The following is an 18,367-nucleotide window of genomic DNA, read 5'->3' as shown; positions in this document are numbered from 1 at the left end:
CGCCCGCGCTCGTCATCGACCCCCAGCCCGACGAGCCGTTCAGGTAGTCGGTGGCCAGGGTCGGGTGGGTCCCGGTGGTGGAGGCGAAGCGGGCGATCCCACTCGGGTTGTCGCCGCCGGCGTAGTCGCCCAACGGGACCGTCCGCGGGCTACGGCTCGACGCCGACGGTGCGGGGACCGACGGTGCGGGGACCGGGGGTGCGAGCACCGACGGTGCCGGAGCCGGTGCCGCGGGCTTACGGGGCGGGACCGTGGTGCGCGGGGGCACGAAGCCGGTGGTGCGCGCCGGCACGCCCGTGGTGGTCGTGGGCGGCACGGTCGCGGTGGTGACCGTGGTGGGGACCGCCGCCGGAACCTGCGGGCGGAGCGTGCGCGACATGTCGTGCTGCCTGGTGAGGGGCAGCGGGGCGGCGGCGCGTTCCGGGGGCGGTGCGGTGAGGTCCACGCCGATGGTGGCGATCAGCGCCACGCCCAACAGCGCGGCGACGACCTGCTTCGGCAGTCCGTTGAACCGCCCGATGTGGAATCGCTCCATGGCTTCCTCGTGCTGGGCACGGGACGCGACGGGCTTCGTGCTGCTCGTGCTGCGGCAACCCGCTGACCGTCGAGCCCGTGGCTCGTTTGTCTTCCCCCCCGAGAGGGGTTGCCTTGCTGAACTTCGCTGCCACATGAATGAAGCCACGGAGGTCGTGGCTCACGATCGGCGTCGGCATCCCCCCGGGGCGACTTGAGAGCGGTGGGGCCCAATGGGCCCTTCGGCGCCCGGGGATGTGACGTCTTTGAGGAAGCGTTGTGAAGACGTTGGCAAATCAGGGGACCCGGGCGCGGCGCCAGGACGACGCCGGAGGGCGACCGCCACGAGGTGCGGCCGTGGCGGCGCCTCCGTCGATACCGGTCACAGATGGCCCGGTAGCCCCACCGAGCACTCGGCGCACGCCATTCCCGCTGATCGACACCGTCGCATCGTTGCGCAGGAACCCGTCCAGCCCGCTGTACCTCGTTGAACACACTGGCACCAGGTGCCGCAGCGCCACCGGGGTAGTCGACACGTCGCACCTCGATCGGTAAGGTCCGCGGCACGTGCCGTGTGACGTTGCCACCGACCCACGACCGGACCCCGCACCCAGTGGTCGCCCCGTTTCCGACGCGGCCACCGGCGGGTGGGCGGACCCCGCGTCCAGTGGGATTCGAGTGCGGCCGACGGCCTGAGACGCAGATGCGGGGGGAGACCTTGTGCTGAGCCTGATTCGATTCACACCACCGCGCCACGCCATCCGGCGCGCCCAGCAGAGCATCCGACGCCGGCGCGCCGCCAAGGTCATGGCGGCCCCGTTGGTGTCGGCCATCGTCGTCGTCGGTGACGGCGCGGACCTGTCGTCCTCGCCGCAGCCGCATGCGGCCTCGTCGCTCCTGAGCGATCGGCACCCCGGGCACACCGCCCTCCGGGCGCTCCGGGCGCACCGCACGCCGCGGACGACGCCGTCCACGACGTCGACCACACCTCCCACGACGACACCGCTGACAACGGTGGCCCCCGTGGCCACCACCACGGCCACCGCGCACACCTCGGCCTCGCCCGCCGCGCCCCGGCGGTCGGCCGCCCCGGCCGTGCGGTCTGCCGCCCCGCCTGCGAAGGCCGCCGCCCCGACGACCACGCCGCCCGTCGCCGTAGCACCCCGCCTGGCGCGGTCCGCCAAGACCATCCCACTGGCCGTGTTCACCAACGGCAGCCCCGGCGGCGTCTCGGCCTTCGCCGCCGCCACCGGCACCCACCCGACGTTCGTCTCCGACTACCTGTTGGGCAACGGCGGTTGGGGGACGATGGTCGCCGCCTCCAACGTACGGACGTGGAGCGGCAGCGGGTACACGCCCATCCTGGGCGTGCCGATCATCCCCAACGGCACCGGCGGCACGTTGGCGGCGGGAGCGTCGGGTGCCTACGACGGGTACTTCGTCACGCTCGCCCGCAACCTCGTGAGCGCGGGGGCGGCGAACGCCTACCTGCGTCTCGGGTGGGAGTTCAACGGCAACTGGTACCCGTGGAGTGTCGGCAACGCCACCGACGCGGCGAACTTCGCCGGCTATTGGCGCCACATCGTCGACGCCATGCGATCGGTGCCGGGGCAGTCGTTCTCGTTCGTGTGGAACCCCAACGGCGACGGCCCCACCAACTACACGCCGGACCAGGCGTACCCGGGGAGCGGGTACGTCGACTTCATCGGCACCGACATGTACGACAACTGCTGGTGCAGCCCGCAGACCCCGCAGGCCGGATGGGCGTCCCAGCTCACCCACGCGTGGGGCCTCGACTGGCTGTCGTCGTTCGCGGCCAGCCAGGGAAAGCCGATCGTCTTCCCGGAGTGGGGGCTCTCCCGACGCTCCGACGGCCACGGCCTCGGTGACGACCCCTACTTCGTCAACCAGTTCGCGGCATGGATCACGCAGAACAACGTGGCGTGGACCAGCTACTTCAACGCGGACCCCGGCGGCCAGGCCGACGCCATCACCGACGGGACCTTCCCCAACGCCCTGGCCGCGTTCCGACAGGACTTCGGCTGAGCGATCCCCGGTGACCAGCTGAGCGATCCCGGTGACCTGGTGCGCGACGCGCCGGGGCGCCTGCTACTGCCCCAGGGCCACCAGTGACCCGTTGGCGACGGGGATGTAGACGACCCCGTTCGACACCGACGCCTCGCCCTGGACCTGGCTCGCCGTCTTGTAGGTGAACAGCGTGCTGCCGGTGGCGGCGTTCAGGAACACGACCGCGTTGCCCAGGGTGCCTTCCACGATGACGCCGGGGACGGCCGTGATGCCGGCGAACATGTGGCTGGACTGGCAGCTCCGCCACACGAACGCCCCGGTGGCGGGGTTGAGGGCGTCGATGTTCCCGGTGCACTTGGTGCCGTTGATCGTGACGCCGCCGCCGCCCACGTACAGGTTGGTGCCGTCCCAGGCGGCCGACACGATCGAGCCCACGGCCGGGTCACCGCTGGCGGTGCCGACGGTCGACTGCCACACCGGCCCGGCCGCCAGATCGGTGCGGTCGAAGGCGTAGAAGATGGCGTTCTTGTTGACCGCACCCACCAGCGACCGCGCCTGACCGTTGATGGTCGCGGTGAACAGCACCGGCGTCGAGCCGAAGTCGGCGTCCCCGGCCGACTGGGCGGAGGTGGGCACCTTCCAGCTCGAGACCAGGCTCAGGTCCGACGCGTTCAGCTTGATGATGGCCGGCGCGATGTCAGTGGTCCCGGTGCAGCTCGGGTTGCCGGTGACGATGTAGATGCTGCCATCCGCGGTGTCGACGGTCGGCGAGCCCCACACACCACCACCCGGGCAGTTGCTGGGGACGGTGGTGAAGGTGTGCTGGAGCGTCCCGGCCGAGGCGTCGAGCTGCACGAGCTTCCCCTGGACCAGCGGGCAGTCGCCGAACGAGGCGACGCCCTGGTAGATGCTGCCGTCGACGAGGGTGGGCGAGCCCCACAGGAAGTTGTTCGGCTGCGGAGCCACGGACGTCTTCCAGATGAGCGCGCCGGTCTGCGCGTTCAGGGCGTAGAAGTTGTCGTCACCGCCCGGCACGTACAGCACCAGTGTCGTGCCCATCATGCCCACGGTGGGCGTGCCGGTCGGTCCGGCGGACGCCGGCGAGCACTTGTCCGTCGACGGGGGCGTGTCGGTCCCCACGTTGACGGTCCACGTGTCCTTCCCCGTCAGCGCCGTGCCGTGGACCAGGCCCTTCCAGTCGCCCCAGAAGACCATGTTGCCGGCGATGATGGGCTGGCCGAAGCTGCCCCCGCTGGCGCTGTCGGTCCAGTGCAGCTTCAACGTGGCGGCGTTGGCCGTCGTGAGCCCTGTCTCCGCCGGGTAGTAGCCACTGCGCCCCAGGTCCCCCCGGTAGGTGGTGACGAGTGTGGGCGGCGGGGGCGGCCCCGCCGTGTAGGTGTACTGGTCACCGGCGTTCACCGCGCTCGTGCCGCCCGCCGTGGTGACGGTGACGTCCACGGTGCCGGTGCCCCCCGGCGACGTGGCCGTGACCGACGTCGCGCTGCTGACGGCGAACGTCGTGGCCGCCGTGGTCCCGAACGCCACCCCGGTCGTGCCGGTGAGGTCGGTGCCCGTGATCGTGACCGAGGTGCCGTTGGGCCCGCTCGTGGGATTGATGCCGGTGACGGTGGGCGTCGGCGGCAGCGTGTACGTGAACTGGTCGGCGGTGCTCGTGGTGCTCGTCCCGCCGGGGGTCGTCACCGTGACGTCCACCGTGCCCGTGCCGTTGGGGGCGGTGGCCGTCATCGACGTGGCGCTGGTGACGGAGAACGTGGCCGCAGGATTGGCGGGCCCGAAGTCGACGGCCGACGCCCCGGTGAGGTCGGAGCCGGTGATGGTCACCGAGGTTCCCGCCGGAGCGGACGCGGGGTTGACGAGGGTCACCGTGGGCGCCGGGGGCGGCGTGAACGTGAACTGGTCGTCCGGCGCGTTCGGCGCGCTCGTGCCACCAGGGGTCGACACGGTGACGTCCACCGTGCCCGTGGCCGTGGGCGCCGTGGTGGCCGTGATGGACGTGTCACTGTCCACGGCGAAGGAGGCCACCGCCATGCCGCCGAAGTCGACGGCCGAGGCGCCGGTCAGGGCGGTGCCGGTGATGGTCACCGAGGTGCCGCCGGTGCTCGGGCCCGAGGCGGGGCTGACGGCGGTGACCGTCGGGACGGGCGGCGGCGGGCCCGCCGTGATCGACACGTTCTGCACGGCGTGGATGTCGGTCGACCCGCCCGTGCCCCCGGTGAACCCGACGAGGACCGACGTCGGCAGCGCGGTGGCGTAGGTCAGCACCTGCGAGCCGTCCATGGTGACCGACAGGCCCGTCGAGAACGTCGTCACGACGAAGTGGTGGACCGTGCCGCGCAGCGAGGCGATCGACGAGTTCGTCGTCACGTAGTGCAGGGTGTCCGACGTGGGGCCCGGCCCGGTGGCGATGCCCACGAAGTTGTTGGAGGGGTTGACGGAGTTCTTGTAGGTGTCGAGCGACACGGCGATGCCCGTGATCCCCGAGAACCCCTCACCCCCGCCGGCGACGCCGAGGGCGGAGGGGGCCGTCACGCTGGCGTCGGCCAGGGTGAAGGTCAGCCCGTCGGCGCCCGTCCCGCCGCCGATCGACGCGTCGAAAGCCGCCGAGATCCCCACGCCCGGCACCGGCGTGGGCCAGAACGCCGAACCCGCCTGGTTGGTCTTCGCCGCCGTCAGCTGCAGGTTGGGCGGCGTCGCCGTGGTCACGAGGGTCGCCGAGCCGTTGAGCTTCCACCCGCCGGCCACCGGCGACGGGACGGCCCCCGGCGGGGGCCCGGCGCTGTAGGTGAACTGGTCGTTGGCACTGGTCAGGCTGGTGCCCCCCGGCGTGGTGACGGTCACGTCGACCGTCCCCGTGCCCGCCGGCACCGTGGCGGTGACGGTGGTGGCCGAATTGACGGTGTAGCCGGTGGCCGGGGTGGCCCCGAAGTCCACCGCCGACGCCCCGGTGAGGTCGGTGCCGGTGATGTTCACCGACGTCCCGCTCGGGCCCGAATTCGGGTTGACGAGGGTGACGGTCGGGAGCGGTGGCGGCGCCGTGGTGTAGGTGAATTGGTCGGCGGCGCCGGTGGCGCTCGTGCCCCCGCCCGTCGTCACGGTCACGTCGACGGTCCCCGACCCCGCCGGCGAGGTGGCCGTGATGGTGGTGGCGTTGGTCACGCTGAAGCCGGTCGCCGGGGTCGGCCCGAAGGCGACGGCCGTGGCGCCGGTGAAATTGGTGCCGCTCACCGTGACCGACGTCCCCCCGACCGACGAGCCGGAGGACGGGAGCAGCCCCGTGACGGTGGGGGCGGGCGGCGGTGTGCCGCCCACGGTCACCGAGATGGTGGCGCTCCGGGCGCCCAGCCCCGACGAGTTGTAGTCGGCCACGGCGTAGGTGTGGGTGCCGGCCGGCACCGAGGTGTTGGTGTAGGTGGTGGGGGTGGGGTTCGGGTACCCGCCGGCCCAGAACTTGGTCGAGGTGTCGCGATAGACGTTGGCGCCCAGCGCCCCGGTGGCATTCGTCCAGGTCAGGATCACACTGGTGCCGCTGACGGTGGCGCTCAGGCCCGTGGGGGCGCCCGGGACGGCGGCGGCCGCCGACGTGACGAAGCCACCGCCGACGACGCCGATCGAGGCCACGAGCACGGCGGTGCGGGCCCAGTGCACCGTCGACCGGCGCGTGCGGCGCCTCCGGTGCTTCGCTGACGACATACGCACCCGCATGCTTGTCTCCAGTTCACCCCGTGGCGCGGCTGGGACGGGATGAACGGTCCCGGGGCTCCACGACCAGGGTCCTGGGAGTCACCACGCTCAGCGTCCGGCCAACGCTCTGCGTATGCATAGTCAAGGGCGCTCCCAGGCGTCAATGTTGTTGGCGGGACGTTGATCCAGTTGGCCGGGAATAGAGATGGCCCAGGCGGGAGCTGCCCCGGCCGGCCGGGGCAGGGTTGGCCGGTGGTTGAGGAGACGTTGGCAGCCACGTGACATTGGGAGGGGATGATCACCCCACATGCCGTCACAGGCGAGGGACGACCGGCGCAGCGCAGCGCCACCGGCGGGGTCAGGGGCGGCACACCCCGGGCGCGCCTGAAGGGAATGGCGGACCGATGACCACCACGCTGGGGCCCGCCGTCGGAACGCCGTCCGCCACCCGTGGGGGCGGGCGGTACTGGGGCTGGGCCGCCGCCGCCACCATGGCCCTGGGCGCGGCCACGAGCGTCGCGTTCCTGGGCCGGGGCAGCCTCTACCTGGACGAGACGGTGAGCACCACCATCGCCAAGGCCCCGTGGCACCGCTTCACCCAGTCGGTCCTCCACCGCGAGTCCAACATGGCCCTCTACTACCTCGTGCTGCGGGTGTGGTCGAACGTGGGCCACAGCGAGGTCGCGGTGCGCAGCCTGTCCGTCGTGGCCAGCCTGGGCGCGCTGGCCGTCCTCGTGTTCCTCACCCGCGAACTGTTCGGGCCCAGGGCGGCGCTGATCGGCGGCGTGCTGCTGGCGGTCAACCCGCTCATCGTCGAGCTCGCCCAGGACACACGCGGCTACGCGTTGAGCCTCCTCCTCGTGTCGGCGTCGTCGGCGCTGTTCGTGCGGGGGCTCCGCCGGTCGTCGGGCTGGCCCATGTGGGCGGCCTACGTGGTGGTGTCGGCACTGGCGGCCTACACGAACTTCTGGGCCGCGCTCGTGCCGCTGAGCCACGCCTGCTCCCTGGCGTTCACGCCGCCAGGACGCGTCGCCTGGAGGCGGCTCGTGGCGTCCGCCGTGGGGCTGGCGGTGCTGCTCGTGCCCCTCGGCCTGTTGATCCGCTCCAACGACAGCTCCGGCGTCAACTGGGCCTCGGGGACCTCGGCCGGGCACATATTCAGCAAGGTGCGCGACAAGGTGCCGCACTCGCTGATCGACGTCGGGATCCTCGTCGTGGTGGTGGCGGTGGTGGGGATGGTGGTCGTCCTGAAGCGCCGGCCCCGGACGGCGGCGTGGATGGCCAATTGGCCCGTCATGTTCACGCTGTGCTGGCTCGTCGTCCCCGTCGCCGCCGTCGTGTTCCTGTCGTTCGCCTACAAGCCGCTCCTGGTCGTGCGCTACCTCATCGTGTTCCTCCCGCCGGCCGTCATGCTGGTGGGCGCGGGCCTGGCCCGCCTGTCACGGCGCGCCATGGCGGTCGGGCTCACGCTGCTGGTGGCGGCCTCGGGCGCGGGCCTGTGGCACTGGTACGCGCACGGGCCCAGTGAGGACTGGCGCGCCGCGCTGACCACCATCGCCGACCGCTCGCAGCCGGGCGACGGCGTGGTGGTGTTCCCCGCCTACATGCGCATCCCCTTCGAGTGGTACCTGCAGGGGCACCCGGCGGCCCAGCGGCGCCTCGAGCCGGTCTTCCCGTCCCTCGGGTGGCAGAAGGACCCGCTGCTCTACGACAGCGACGTCCCCGTGCAGGCGAGCACGGTGTCGGCGGCGGCCCAGGGCCACGCCCGGGTCTGGCTGGTGCTGAGCCAGGCGGACCTGTACGCGGGCCGCAAGCACTCGGTCCTCACGGGGCTGGCCGCCGCCGGGTTGCACCCGGTGCACACCTTCGGCTTCACCGGCATCAGCGTCGTCGAGTACGCCACGAGCCGCCCCACCACCGAATAGGCCAGCCCGGCGGCGTGACCAGCCGGGCGGGCCGATCAGCCGATCAGCCGAAGTCCGCCTTGAACGCCGCCAGGGACTGGGGGAAGTTGCCGTCGGTGATGTCGTTCTGCTGGTCCGGGGCGTTGTAGGAGAAGATCGCGCTCCAGGCCACGTTGTGCGAGCCCATCCAGGCGGCCAGCTGGTTGACGAAGTAGGGGTCGTCACCGAGCCCGTGCCCGTCGGGCCGGTAGTCGACCGACCATTCGGGGAAGACGATGGGCCTGCCCACCTGCGCGGCGAACGACGCCAGCCAGTCGAGGCCCCACGGCTGGGAGACCTGCATGGCCCATCCGCTCTGGGGGGTGAAGGGGCTGCACCAGCAGTTGCCGTAGACGTCCGAGCCGATGTAGTCGACGTAGGCGCTGCCCGGGTAGGCCTGGGACGGGGAGTAGCTCGTGGGGCCCTGCCCGTTGGAGTTCCACACGAACTGGAAGGCCTGGCCGGGCACCGAGCGCATGGCCTTCACGATGTTGCGGAAGAAGGCCGCGTAATTGGTGGCGTCGTTGGCGTTGTAGACACCCCAGTTGTACCAGTTGGCGTTGAACTCCCAGCCGAGCCGCAAGATGGCATCGCCCTCCCCGCCGCCGACCAGGTTGCGGGCCAGGGTCACGAAATGCGAGTTGTACGACCCGGCCGCGCCGCCGGCCAGTGTCCCGCCGGTGCCGTTGGGGATGATGGGGACGCCCAGGACGAGCCGGTAGCGCGAGCTGCGCCAGGCGCCGATGCCCCCGACGCTCTCCATGCCACTCCAGCCGTTCGACCCGTTGAGATAGTCGGTGGCGAGCGTCAGGGGGGCGCCCGTGGCCGACCCGAAGCGGGCGATCCCGAGGGGGTTGTTGCCGCCGGCGTAGTCGCCGAGACCGCTGACCGACCCGCCCGGGGTGAACACCGGGGGGACGACCAGGGGGACCACGCTCACCGTCGGTTGCACGGCGAGCGGCTTCAAGGCCGCGCCGGCCGAGCGTGCGCTCCTGGTCACGAACTTCGACACCCGCTTGACGCGCGGGGTCCTCGAGTTCGTGACGCGAACCGTGATCGAGCAGCCTCCGCACAAGGTGAGCGACGAGATCACGACGCTGCGGCGCGCGATCGAGATCACGCCCTTGCTCGTCGTCGCGTACCCCCGGCGCGCCGGGTGCCTTATCTGGGGGTGGCTCCACCCGAGGGGGACGGCGATCTTCACGACACCGGCCGACAGTCCCCCGCTGGGCGCCGTGTAGCGCAGCGAGGCGTTGACCGTCGCCGACCCGGCCACGGCCGTCGGGGTCACGGTGATGCTCCCCGGCCCGGTGGTGGCCGCCCCCGCGGCACCGGCTGAGACCGCCGACACCGAGCACAGCGCGGCCACCGACACCAGGACGACCACCGGCACCCGGCGCGTGCGCCCGGCCCGGCGCCGGACCGCAGCCGTCACGGACTCGACCTTCGCGGTGTTGCCGTACCTCATCCTTCGCCCCCCACTCCGGGCGTGACGTTACCCGATGAGCACCCCCCGAATCTCTTCGATGCCGGCCGGGGCCGGGAGCGGGGCCCGCGGCCGCCGGGGGGGGCCCGGCGCCTGGGCCGGGGACGGGGCCGGGGGCCGGGCCCCAGGGCTCGGAAGCGACCAGGCACGCCACGGAGCGTGGCGTGCCTGGTCTCACAGAACGTGAGGTCCAGCCCGAGGCGCCGGCGAGGCCGGGCCCGTCGGACGGAGGGCTCACACGGTGACCGTGACCGACATCGAGCGCGGGCCCTCGCCGTACGAGTTGTACCCGCTGACGGTGTAGGTGTGCGTCCCGTGCGCCACGTTGGCATTGGCGTAGGTCGTCACGGCCGCGCTCGGCCATCCCGGCCACGCCACCTTGGCGCCGTCGCGGTAGACGTCGTCACCGAGCGTCCCCGCAGGGTTGGCCCAGGTGAGTGTCACCGTGGTGCCGCTCACCGCGGCCCTGAGACCTGTCGGCGCCGCCGGCGGCCCGGTGGGCACGACGACCACGGGGGCGACCGTGGCCGCGACCGCGGCGCTCTTGGCGCCGAGCCCGGTGGAGTTGTAGGCCGCCACCGTGTAGCTGTGCGCACCGACCGCCAGCTTGGCGTCCGTGTAGGTGGACACCGCCGCGCTGGGCCATCCCGGCCACGCGATCTCGGCCCCGTCGCGGAACACGTCGTCACCGAGCGTCCCGGCCTGGTTGGTCCATGACAGCGCGACGGTCGTCCCGCTCACGTTGGCGGCGAGACCGGTCGGCACCGCCGGCGCCGTCGTGACGACGGGCGGGGTCGTGGTGGTCGGCGTGGTCGCGGTGGTCGGCGTGGTGGTGGTGGTCGGCGTCGTCGTGGTGGTCGGCGTCGTCGTGGTGGTCGGCGTCGGCGTGGTGGTGGTGGTGGTCGGCAGTGTGCCGCCGAAGTCCTTGGCGAAGGCGGCCTTGCTGTTCGGGTATTGGCTGAGCTGCGAGCAGATCGACCCGCAGTAGTCGAAGTACGCCTGGTAGGCGGTGTCGTTGGCGGCGACGGTGGTGGCCATCCAGTTGATGAATGCCGGGTCGTCGCTGCCGTGCAGGCCCCACTCGGGGAAGGCGATGGCCTTGGCCTGCGCCTTGGCGAACGTGATCCACTTGCCGACGTTGCTCTGGACGGCGCTGTTGTCGTAGGCGTCGATGCCGACGACGTCCACGTAGGAACCGCCGGGCCAGGTGTCGGTATTGGTGCGGCCGGCGTTCTGGTTGCTGGACCAGTTGCCCGAGTCGGGGTTCCACACGAAGACGAAGTGCTGCCCCGTCACGGCGCGCATGGCGGTGACGATGGACCGGTACTCGGCGATCCAGGCCGACGCCGAGTAGCTGGTCTCGTTCCACGCGGTGAACCAGCCCTTCACGTTCTGGTTCTGCTCCCACATGACGCGGATGTAGGCGTCGGCGTGGCCGCGGGCCACCAGGGTCTGGGCCATGGCGGTCGACTGGGAGGGCGTCATGTTCCCGACGGCGACGCTGAGGCGGAGCGGGCCGTCGGCCTGGCTGGGATAGCCACCGGTGCCGTTCTCGAAGGTCGTGACGACCTGGAGGTTGCTGCCGACGCCGACCGAATTGGCATCGGCCTGCGTGGCGCTCTGGGTCTGGCTGTTGACGAACAGCCCGAGCTGGGCTGCCGAGCTGGCCGAGGCCGGGGGGGCCGCCAGGACGGCGCCGGCGCCCACCATGGCGAGGGCGAGCACACCACCGATCAACGATCCCGGCACCGCCCTGCGACGCCTGGTCGTGGCCTGCGATTGCTGAAGTCCTCTGTGACCCATGTCTCCCCCTCTGCCGTGAGACCGGGTCTGCGGACAGGCGCGTGCCACCGGGGCCCCTGGAGGGGCTTACGATCGGTTGCCCGTTCGGCAGCCCGGCTGACTCTGCGAGTCCCGTGGCGTTGCGTCCCCCCCTCACGAGGGGTTTGCCTTTCGAATGCGGAGGCGGCATCGTCGGCGGTCCGCGCCGTCTTTACTAAGTGGTAACAAAGAGGCAGCCGATAGCAGAGTGGTGATTGTTGGCACGCTTCACGAGAAGGTCCGCCTGCTGTTCTCCCTAGGCGCGCAAAGGGCCCCGTGCTACCGTGGCCCGATCACGGCGGAATCGGGGACCGATCCGTGCGCGGCTCAGGGCGGCGTCGCAGCCGGGGGGGACGACGGGGGGGACGGGATCCTTCGGTTGCCGTCCCTGCGCGCCGTGGTGCGGCACGCGCTCCCGCCCCTCCTGGAGAGCACGATCATCCCGGGCGCGCTCTTCTACGTGGTCCTGCTCCTGGACGGCTTCCGGGGCGCGCTGATCGCCGCCCTCGCCTGGTCGGTCCTGGCGGTGGCCCGGCGGGTGGTGCGCCGGCAGACGGTGCCCACCGTTCTCGTCCTGAGCGTGGTGCTGGTGGCCGCCCGGACGGTGGTCGCCTACGTCACGGGCAGCGCCTTCCTCTACTTCGTGCAGCCCACCGCCAGCACCTTCCTGGTGGCGCTGCTCTTCCTCGTCACCGCCGTCGCCCGGCGCCCCATCATCGAGCGCCTGGCCCGCGACTTCTGCCCGCTCGACCCCGAGATGTTCACCCGGCCCTTCGTCCGCCGGTTCTTCCTGCGGCTGTCCTTTCTGTGGTGCGTGGTGCTCGCCACCCAGGCCGGGTTCGTCATGTGGCTGCTGCTCGAGTCGTCGGTGCGCAGCTTCGTGCTGGAGCGGTCGCTCGTCTCCGCCGTGCTGACCGTGGGCGGGATCGTGCTCTCCACGCTGTGGTTCGTCCGGGTGATGCGCCAGGCGGGCTTCGCCGTGCACTTCACCGGTGGCCTGGGCCCGCTGGAGCCGGCGCCGGCCGCGGTCCCGGTCGGCGCCCCCGCGGAAGTTCCGGCCTGACCTACCGGGTACGGTGACGCCGGAGCCGGGGCGCAGGCCCCCGGGCCCCGCGACGAGGAGACCGATGGCCGGCGAGCCGGGACCCGTGGCCCTGGTGGGCAGTGGCGAGTTCCTCCCGGCCATGGAGTCGGTCGACGCCGGGCTCCTCGCCGGCCGCCCGCGCCGGGCGGTGTTCCTCCCCACCGCGGCGGCACTCGAAGGCGACGCCCGCGTGTCCTACTGGCTCGAGCTCGGGCGCCGGCACTACGAGGCCATGGGGGTCGAGGCCGTGCCGGTGGACGTGCGCACCCGCGGCGATGCCGAGGACCCCGCCGTCGCCGCCCTGGTCGACGGCGCCGGGCTCGTCTACCTGTCCGGCGGCAACCCCCACCACCTGGCCGAGACCCTGCGGGGGACGCCGCTGTGGGACGCCATCCGGGCGGCCTGGCGGGGCGGGGCGGCCCTCGGTGGGTGCTCGGCCGGGGCGATGGCGCTCACGGCGGGTGCCCCCGAGGAGCTCGTCCCCACCGGAGGTGCCCCTCGCCGCACCCCGGGCGCGTCCCGCGCCGCCAACGGGCTCGGCCTGGTCGGGGACCTGGCCGTCATCCCCCACTACGACCGGTTGGAGCGGTGGCGGCCCGGCGCCCTCGAATGGTTCGCGGCGTGGCAGCCCCCGGGCACCACTCTGGTCGGCATCGAGGAGGAGACCGCCCTGGTGCGCGCCGACGGTCCCTGGCAGGTCCAGGGGCGCGGGGCGGTGTGGCTCCACGGGCCCGACGGGCGGACGCGCTTCGGCCCCGGCGAGGCGCCGCCGCTCGGCGCGGCCCGCCGGTGAGCACCGTCGCCGCCACGGCGCTGCGGTGGACGCCGCGGGCGACCGGCCCCCGACCCCCGGGGAATGTTGTGCACGCAAGTAATGTTGGAGGCAGTGCGCGGGTCGCACGGCGGCCCGGAGAGCGACGACCAGGAGGCCCACCATGCCGGCAGTGACCGTGGACGACATCCTTTCCCTGCCGCGTCTGGAGGCGCCCGACCCCGCCTCGTCCAGGGCCCGGACGGTGGTGTCGGTCACCGACGCGCCGTCGGGCTACGAGGGCGAGGGGTTCCCCGTCCGGCGTGCCTTCGCGGGCGTGGACCTGTCGGCGCTCGACCCGTTCGTGCACATGGACCAGATGGGTGAGGTCGACTACGGCCCGGGCGAGCCCCGGGGCACCGCCTGGCACCCCCACCGCGGCTTCGAGACCGTGACCTACATGATCGACGGCACCTTCCAGCACCAGGACTCCACCGGCGGCGGGGGCCTCATCACCAACGGCGACACCCAGTGGATGACGGCGGGCGCCGGGATCCTGCACATCGAGCGGCCGCCCGAGGCGCTCGTCACCAGCGGCGGGCTGTTCCACGGCATCCAGCTGTGGGTCAACCTGCCGTCGCAGGACAAGGGGGCCGACCCCCGGTACCAGGACATCAGAGCCGGGCAGGTGGCGCTGGTGTCGTCGCCCGACGGCGGCGCGCTGGTGCGCGTGATCGCCGGCGAACTGTCCGGGCACGCCGGTCCGGGCGTGACCCACACGCCCATGGCCATGGCGCACGTGACCGTGAGCCCGGGAGCGCGTGTGGAGCTCCCGTGGCCGCGCGACTACAACGCCCTCGCCTACGTCCTCGCCGGCGAGGGGACCGTGGGCACCGACGGCCGGCCGGTGCGCATGGGGCAGCTGGCCGTGTTCGGCGACGGTGACGCCGTCGTGGTCGACGCCCGCGAGCAGCAGGAGTCGCGCTCGCCGACCCTGGACGTGCTCGTCCTCGGAGGACGGCCCATCCGCGAGCCGGTCGTGGCCTACGGCCCCTTCGTCATGAACACGCGGGCGGAGATCGCCCAGGCCCTGGAGGACTACCGGCGCGGCGCGCTCGGCACCATCCCCGCCGACCACATCGGCTGACGGGGCGTACCGGCTCTAGCGGGAGCGCAGCACCTCGAGCGCCTTGTCGGCGTGGCCGTTCATGTTGACCTCGCTGTTGACGACGGCCAGGACCCGGCTGTCGGTGTCGATGACGAAGGTGGAGCGCTTGTTGGGGAGGATGCTGAACCCCCGCTTCACCCCGAATTGCGTGGCCACGGTCCGGTCGGGGTCCGACAGCAGGGGGAAGTCGAAGGCGTGCTTCTCCGAGAACTGCCGCTGCTTCTCCACGGTGTCGGCGCTGATGCCGACCCGCCGGGCTCCGACCGCCTCGAACTCGGCCTTCAGGTCGCGGAAGTGGCAGCTCTCGCGGGTGCAGCCCGTGGTCATGGCCGCCGGGTAGAAGAAGAGCACCACCGGCCCCGTGGCCAGGAGCTCGCTCAGCCGGAGGGTGGCGCCCGTGTCGTCCGGGAGCTCGAAGTCCGCCACACGGTCACCGGTCTTCATCGACGGCGACGTTACCGCCCCCGGGGGTCGAGCACGTCGTCGGGCCCCCGCCTAGCATGACGCCCGCGTCAGCTTCGTCGCGGGGGCGGAGGACGGCACTCGGGGGTGACATGGGTCGGGGCGGCAAGTTCCGTGCGCTGGCAGGCGTGGCGGTGGGGTGCGCCACGCTGCTGGCAGCGTGTTCGTCCAATTCGGCGTCGACGGCGTCGGGGAGGACGACGACCACCACGCCCACGACGCGGAGCGCTCGGAGCCATCCCGCACCCGTGGGCGGGGTGACGGGCACACCCGGCTACCTCGTCTACTGGGACCAGAACGAGGAGGTCGACATGGCGTCGATGCCGTCGGGCACGCTGGGCCAGCTCATGCCGGCGTGGGACCTGAACGGCCAGATGTGCATCGTCCCCGACGGCAGCGGCCGCTACGTGGGAGGCGTCGACCCCACGGTGCCGAGCCAGCGCAACCCCGGAGGTCTGAAGCCGTACAAGCAGCCCGCCATCGGGGAGGAGCTCGACCTCGCCAACGGCGCCTTCAGCGGCCAGATGCTCTACGTGCCCGGGCCCTTCACGCTGCCAGGCCAGTCCGTCGGCGAGGACTCGCCGGCCACGGCCCAGGGCGACTTCAACGGCAACAGCACGTACACGGGGTGCGCCTTCGACCACGACCTGAACCTCTTCGCCACCGACATCGGCACGGCCCAAGGATCGTTCCCCGTCCCCGACGACGGCCGGCTGGTGGAGTGGTTCGCGCCCAGCTACACGACGTACTGCATCGTGTACGGGCCCATCTCCCAGGGCGTGGGCCCGCACCACGTCGACGGCATCCTGGGCCTCAGCCAGCCGGGCATGCTCACCACCACGGACAACGGCGACCTGCTACTGCCCGAGGCCGGCACCGACGAGGTCATGCGCGTCGACCACACCAGCTACCCGCGCAGCGCGGCGGACTGCCCGAACGGGCTGTACCCGCGGGGCTCGCTCAAGATGTCGGTGTTCTTCAAGGGGAGCGGGTCCGACCTGCCGTTCGCCGACGGCGTCGCCCACGACCCGACGTGCGACTGCTACGCCATCAGCAGCTTCTTCGGGAACCCCTCGATCGCCTGGTTCGACGACAAGGGCCACCCCGTGCCGGGCCGCACGCCGTTGCCGGGGACGCCGCTCGTGGACCTCGGCAAGGACCCCAACAGCTACAACCCGTTCGGGATGGCGTTCGCCCCCGACGGGACGCTGTACTTCGTCGACATCCATATCGTGTGCCGGGGCGGCAACACGCTCATCGGCTGTGGGCCGGGCGACTACGGCGGCCGCGTCATGTCGGTGAGCTTCACCCACGGGCAGCCGTCGACGCCGCACGTGGTGGCGGGCGGGTTCGACTTCCCCACCAGCGTCACGGTGTGCGTCCCCGCCCATACCGTGTGCCCGTACCCGCAGGGCGCCATCGTGCCGCCGGCGTCGGGCCCGTCGGAGAACGACGCGCCCGCCCGGGGCCCGGCGTCCACGGCCCCGGCCAAGGCCGGCTTCGGGACTTGAGGCGCGCCGCTCCCGGCGCCGGCGCGCACGGTGCGGGCGCGCACGGGCTCGGGACGCTCGTCGCCGGGGCGTTGGCGGCGGTCGTCCTGGCGGGGTGCTCGGCGGCCGGCGACGCGGCCGCCGTGGTGTCGGCCCCCCCGGCCGACACGCACGTCGCCCCGGGCGCCTGGGACTGGCCCACCTACGGGCACGACGCCCAGCACACCTTCCACGGCCGCACCACCCTGACCGACGCCGGCGTGCGCACGCTGCGCCAGTCCTGGTTCTTCCCGACCGGCGACGCCGTGACGGCCACGCCCACCGTCGTCGACGGCATGGTGTACGTGGGGTCGTGGGACGGGAAGTTCTACGCAGTGGACCTCGCCACCGGCAAGCTGGCGTGGAAGTTCACACTGAGCCGCCAGGACGCCGTGCACCCCTACCCCGGCGAGAAGCCGCGCGACATCACGTCGGACGGTGGCCTCGTCACCTCTTCGGCCTGGTACGAAAAGGGTGCCGGCGCGCGCCCCGACCTCGTCATCTTCGGCGGCGGCTACACGCTCTACGCGCTGAACGCCCACACCGGCGCGCTCTTCTGGCGCCACGACTACACGGGGCGCCCCGAGGAGCCGCCGAGCCCCTCCACCGACGGCACGCGCATCTTCTCGTCCCCCGTGGTCGTGGGGAGCAGGATCCTCTTCGGGGTGGATGCCGACGGCAGCCGCGGCTCGCGCGGCTACGTCGTGGCGGCCGACCTCGACACCGGGGCGCCGGCGTGGGAGTACCAGACCGATGCCGATGCCCAGGGACGGCTCCAGAACGACGGCTGCGGCGGGGTGTGGTCGTCGGGGACGGTGCTGCCCGACCAGGGCCTCGTCGTCTTCGACATCGCCGACTGCCACTTCTCCAACCCCCCGCCCTACAGCGAGTCGGTCTTCGCGCTGCACATCGACACCGGCCTGCCCGCCTGGTCGTTCCGCCCGGTCCGCACGGACCAGGAATGCGACCTCGACTTCGGCGCCACCCCCAACGCCGGCGTGGACGCCCGGGGCACCACCGTGTTCCTCGGTGTGGGCGGCAAGGACGGCACCTACTACTCCCTCGACCCGGCCACGGGCCACCAGCGGTGGGCGACCAACGTGGTGTTCGGCGGGTTCTCGGGCGGGTTCATCGCCACCACGGCCTACGACGGCACGCGCGTCTACGGCTCCACCGCCCTCGGCGACTTCGGTCGGTTCGAGGGCAACGGCGAGGTGTTCTGCGCCCCCGGCAACCCGCGCGACACGCCGATGCAGGAGCCGTCGGTGCACGCCTTCGACGCCGCCACCGGCGCGGTGGTCTGGCAGGGGGTCCACGCCGCCACGTTCGCGCCCACCACCGTGGCGGGCGGCATGACGTTCAACGGGTTGGCGCTCAACGGCGCCGTGGTGCAGGTGCGCGACGCCGCCAGCGGCCGGCTCCTGAAGTCGGTCCCCGTGCCCGCGTCGAATTGGTCGGGCATCGCCACCGTGGGCGACGCCCTGGTGCTCGGCACCGGGTCGACATACGCGGCGTCGCCCGCCGGCATCGAGGTGCTCACCCCCGGCGGCAAGCCACCGGTCGTCCCCGCGGGCGGCTGACATCCCCGACGCCGCCCACCCCGGGGAGCGCGCCCACGAGCGCACCGCCGTCGGTGGCCGGGCGTGGACCGATCCCCTGCCCGACGGCGCCGCCGTGGACCGGGGCGGGGCGTGGCCGGCCCCGTGGACGGCGCCGCGCGCCACGAGGGTCGCGCCCGCTCAGTAGCCGGCGACGGGGTCCACGACGCCGATCAGTTCCTCGCCCGCACCGAAGCGGCGGACGTTGTCCTCCACGCGCCGCGCCAACAACCGCATGACGGCGCTGGAGTTTCCCGCGCTGTGCGGCGTGACGAGGCAATT

At 72.5% G+C, this 18,367-nt stretch carries 12 protein-coding genes and 1 riboswitch; of the genes, 7 read left to right on the top strand and 5 right to left on the bottom strand.

The genetic code is table 11. The features are described from left to right. The coding region (locus VMV22_12150; protein HUY23077.1) for a hypothetical protein at window positions 1-535 on the bottom strand (535 nt) is incomplete at its 3' end. Between the two features lie 698 nt (window positions 536-1,233). On the opposite strand from VMV22_12150, the gene VMV22_12145 reads away from it, so the two are divergent. Continuing rightward, entirely contained in the window at window positions 1,234-2,559 is a 1,326-nt protein-coding gene (locus VMV22_12145) for a glycosyl hydrolase (GenBank protein HUY23076.1), read from the top strand. A gap of 63 nt (window positions 2,560-2,622) precedes the next feature. On the opposite strand, the gene VMV22_12140 is transcribed toward VMV22_12145, so the two are convergent. Beyond that, window positions 2,623-6,264: an IPT/TIG domain-containing protein gene (locus VMV22_12140; GenBank protein ID HUY23075.1), complete on the bottom strand. Its 3,642-nt coding sequence runs from the start codon at window positions 6,262-6,264 to the stop codon at window positions 2,623-2,625. A 383-nt stretch (window positions 6,265-6,647) separates the two neighbouring features. Here VMV22_12140 and VMV22_12135 point away from each other — a divergent pair, with 383 nt between their 5' ends. Further along, window positions 6,648-8,168, top strand: a complete 1,521-nt coding sequence (locus VMV22_12135) for a glycosyltransferase family 39 protein (GenBank protein ID HUY23074.1) — start codon at window positions 6,648-6,650, stop codon at window positions 8,166-8,168. 43 nt (window positions 8,169-8,211) lie between these two features. Here the strand turns inward: VMV22_12135 and VMV22_12130 are convergent, their stop codons facing one another. Together VMV22_12130 and VMV22_12125 are read right to left on the bottom strand one after the other, a co-directional pair. Further along, entirely contained in the window at window positions 8,212-9,621 is a 1,410-nt protein-coding gene (locus tag VMV22_12130; GenBank protein ID HUY23073.1) for a glycosyl hydrolase, read from the bottom strand. 285 nt (window positions 9,622-9,906) lie between these two features. Further along, the gene (locus VMV22_12125; protein ID HUY23072.1) at window positions 9,907-11,421 is read right to left on the bottom strand and encodes a glycosyl hydrolase; all 1,515 of its coding nucleotides are present in this window, start codon (window positions 11,419-11,421) and stop codon (window positions 9,907-9,909) included. Window positions 11,422-11,558: 137 nt separating this feature from the next. Further along, a riboswitch (cyclic di-GMP riboswitch) is annotated at window positions 11,559-11,633 on the bottom strand. Window positions 11,634-11,872: 239 nt separating this feature from the next. Between VMV22_12125 and VMV22_12120 the strand changes: the two genes are divergently transcribed. The 3 genes from VMV22_12120 to VMV22_12110 all read left to right on the top strand — a co-directional run bounded on the left by VMV22_12120 (window position 11,873) and on the right by VMV22_12110 (window position 14,475). After that, window positions 11,873-12,556: a VC0807 family protein gene (locus VMV22_12120; protein HUY23071.1), complete on the top strand. Its 684-nt coding sequence runs from the start codon at window positions 11,873-11,875 to the stop codon at window positions 12,554-12,556. A 64-nt stretch (window positions 12,557-12,620) separates the two neighbouring features. Then, complete coding sequence (locus VMV22_12115) at window positions 12,621-13,370, top strand: Type 1 glutamine amidotransferase-like domain-containing protein (protein HUY23070.1); 750 nt, start codon at window positions 12,621-12,623, stop codon at window positions 13,368-13,370. Window positions 13,371-13,512: 142 nt separating this feature from the next. Beyond that, window positions 13,513-14,475 carry a pirin family protein gene (locus VMV22_12110; GenBank protein ID HUY23069.1) on the top strand — a complete coding sequence of 321 codons (963 nt, stop codon included), beginning with the start codon at window positions 13,513-13,515 and terminating at the stop codon, window positions 14,473-14,475. A gap of 15 nt (window positions 14,476-14,490) precedes the next feature. Here VMV22_12110 and VMV22_12105 read toward each other — a convergent pair whose 3' ends face one another. After that, entirely contained in the window at window positions 14,491-14,940 is a 450-nt protein-coding gene (locus tag VMV22_12105; protein HUY23068.1) for a peroxiredoxin, read from the bottom strand. 110 nt (window positions 14,941-15,050) lie between these two features. Here VMV22_12105 and VMV22_12100 point away from each other — a divergent pair, with 110 nt between their 5' ends. After that, complete coding sequence (locus VMV22_12100; GenBank protein ID HUY23067.1) at window positions 15,051-16,469, top strand: hypothetical protein; 1,419 nt, start codon at window positions 15,051-15,053, stop codon at window positions 16,467-16,469. Further along, window positions 16,466-18,067 carry a PQQ-binding-like beta-propeller repeat protein gene (locus tag VMV22_12095; protein HUY23066.1) on the top strand — a complete coding sequence of 534 codons (1,602 nt, stop codon included), beginning with the start codon at window positions 16,466-16,468 and terminating at the stop codon, window positions 18,065-18,067. The genes VMV22_12100 and VMV22_12095 overlap by 4 nt, the downstream gene beginning before the upstream one ends. The last annotated feature ends 300 nt before the right edge of the window (window positions 18,068-18,367 follow it).

Source organism: Acidimicrobiales bacterium, assembly GCA_035531755.1.
In the GTDB taxonomy this organism is placed as follows: domain Bacteria; phylum Actinomycetota; class Acidimicrobiia; order Acidimicrobiales; family UBA8190; genus DATKSK01.
This window is presented reverse-complemented; position numbering and strand designations above follow the sequence as displayed.

Excerpts from the sequence above, each read along its gene's own strand:
- VMV22_12135 (HUY23074.1), top strand. The coding sequence starts at position 6,648 with ATGACCACCACGCTGGGGCCCGCCGTCGGAACGCCGTCCGCCACCCGT.
- VMV22_12140 (HUY23075.1), bottom strand. The coding sequence starts at position 6,264 with ATGCGGGTGCGTATGTCGTCAGCGAAGCACCGGAGGCGCCGCACGCGC.
- VMV22_12100 (HUY23067.1), top strand. The coding sequence starts at position 15,051 with ATGGGTCGGGGCGGCAAGTTCCGTGCGCTGGCAGGCGTGGCGGTGGGG.
- VMV22_12115 (HUY23070.1), top strand. The coding sequence starts at position 12,621 with ATGGCCGGCGAGCCGGGACCCGTGGCCCTGGTGGGCAGTGGCGAGTTC.
- VMV22_12110 (HUY23069.1), top strand. The coding sequence starts at position 13,513 with ATGCCGGCAGTGACCGTGGACGACATCCTTTCCCTGCCGCGTCTGGAG.
- VMV22_12105 (HUY23068.1), bottom strand. The coding sequence starts at position 14,940 with ATGAAGACCGGTGACCGTGTGGCGGACTTCGAGCTCCCGGACGACACG.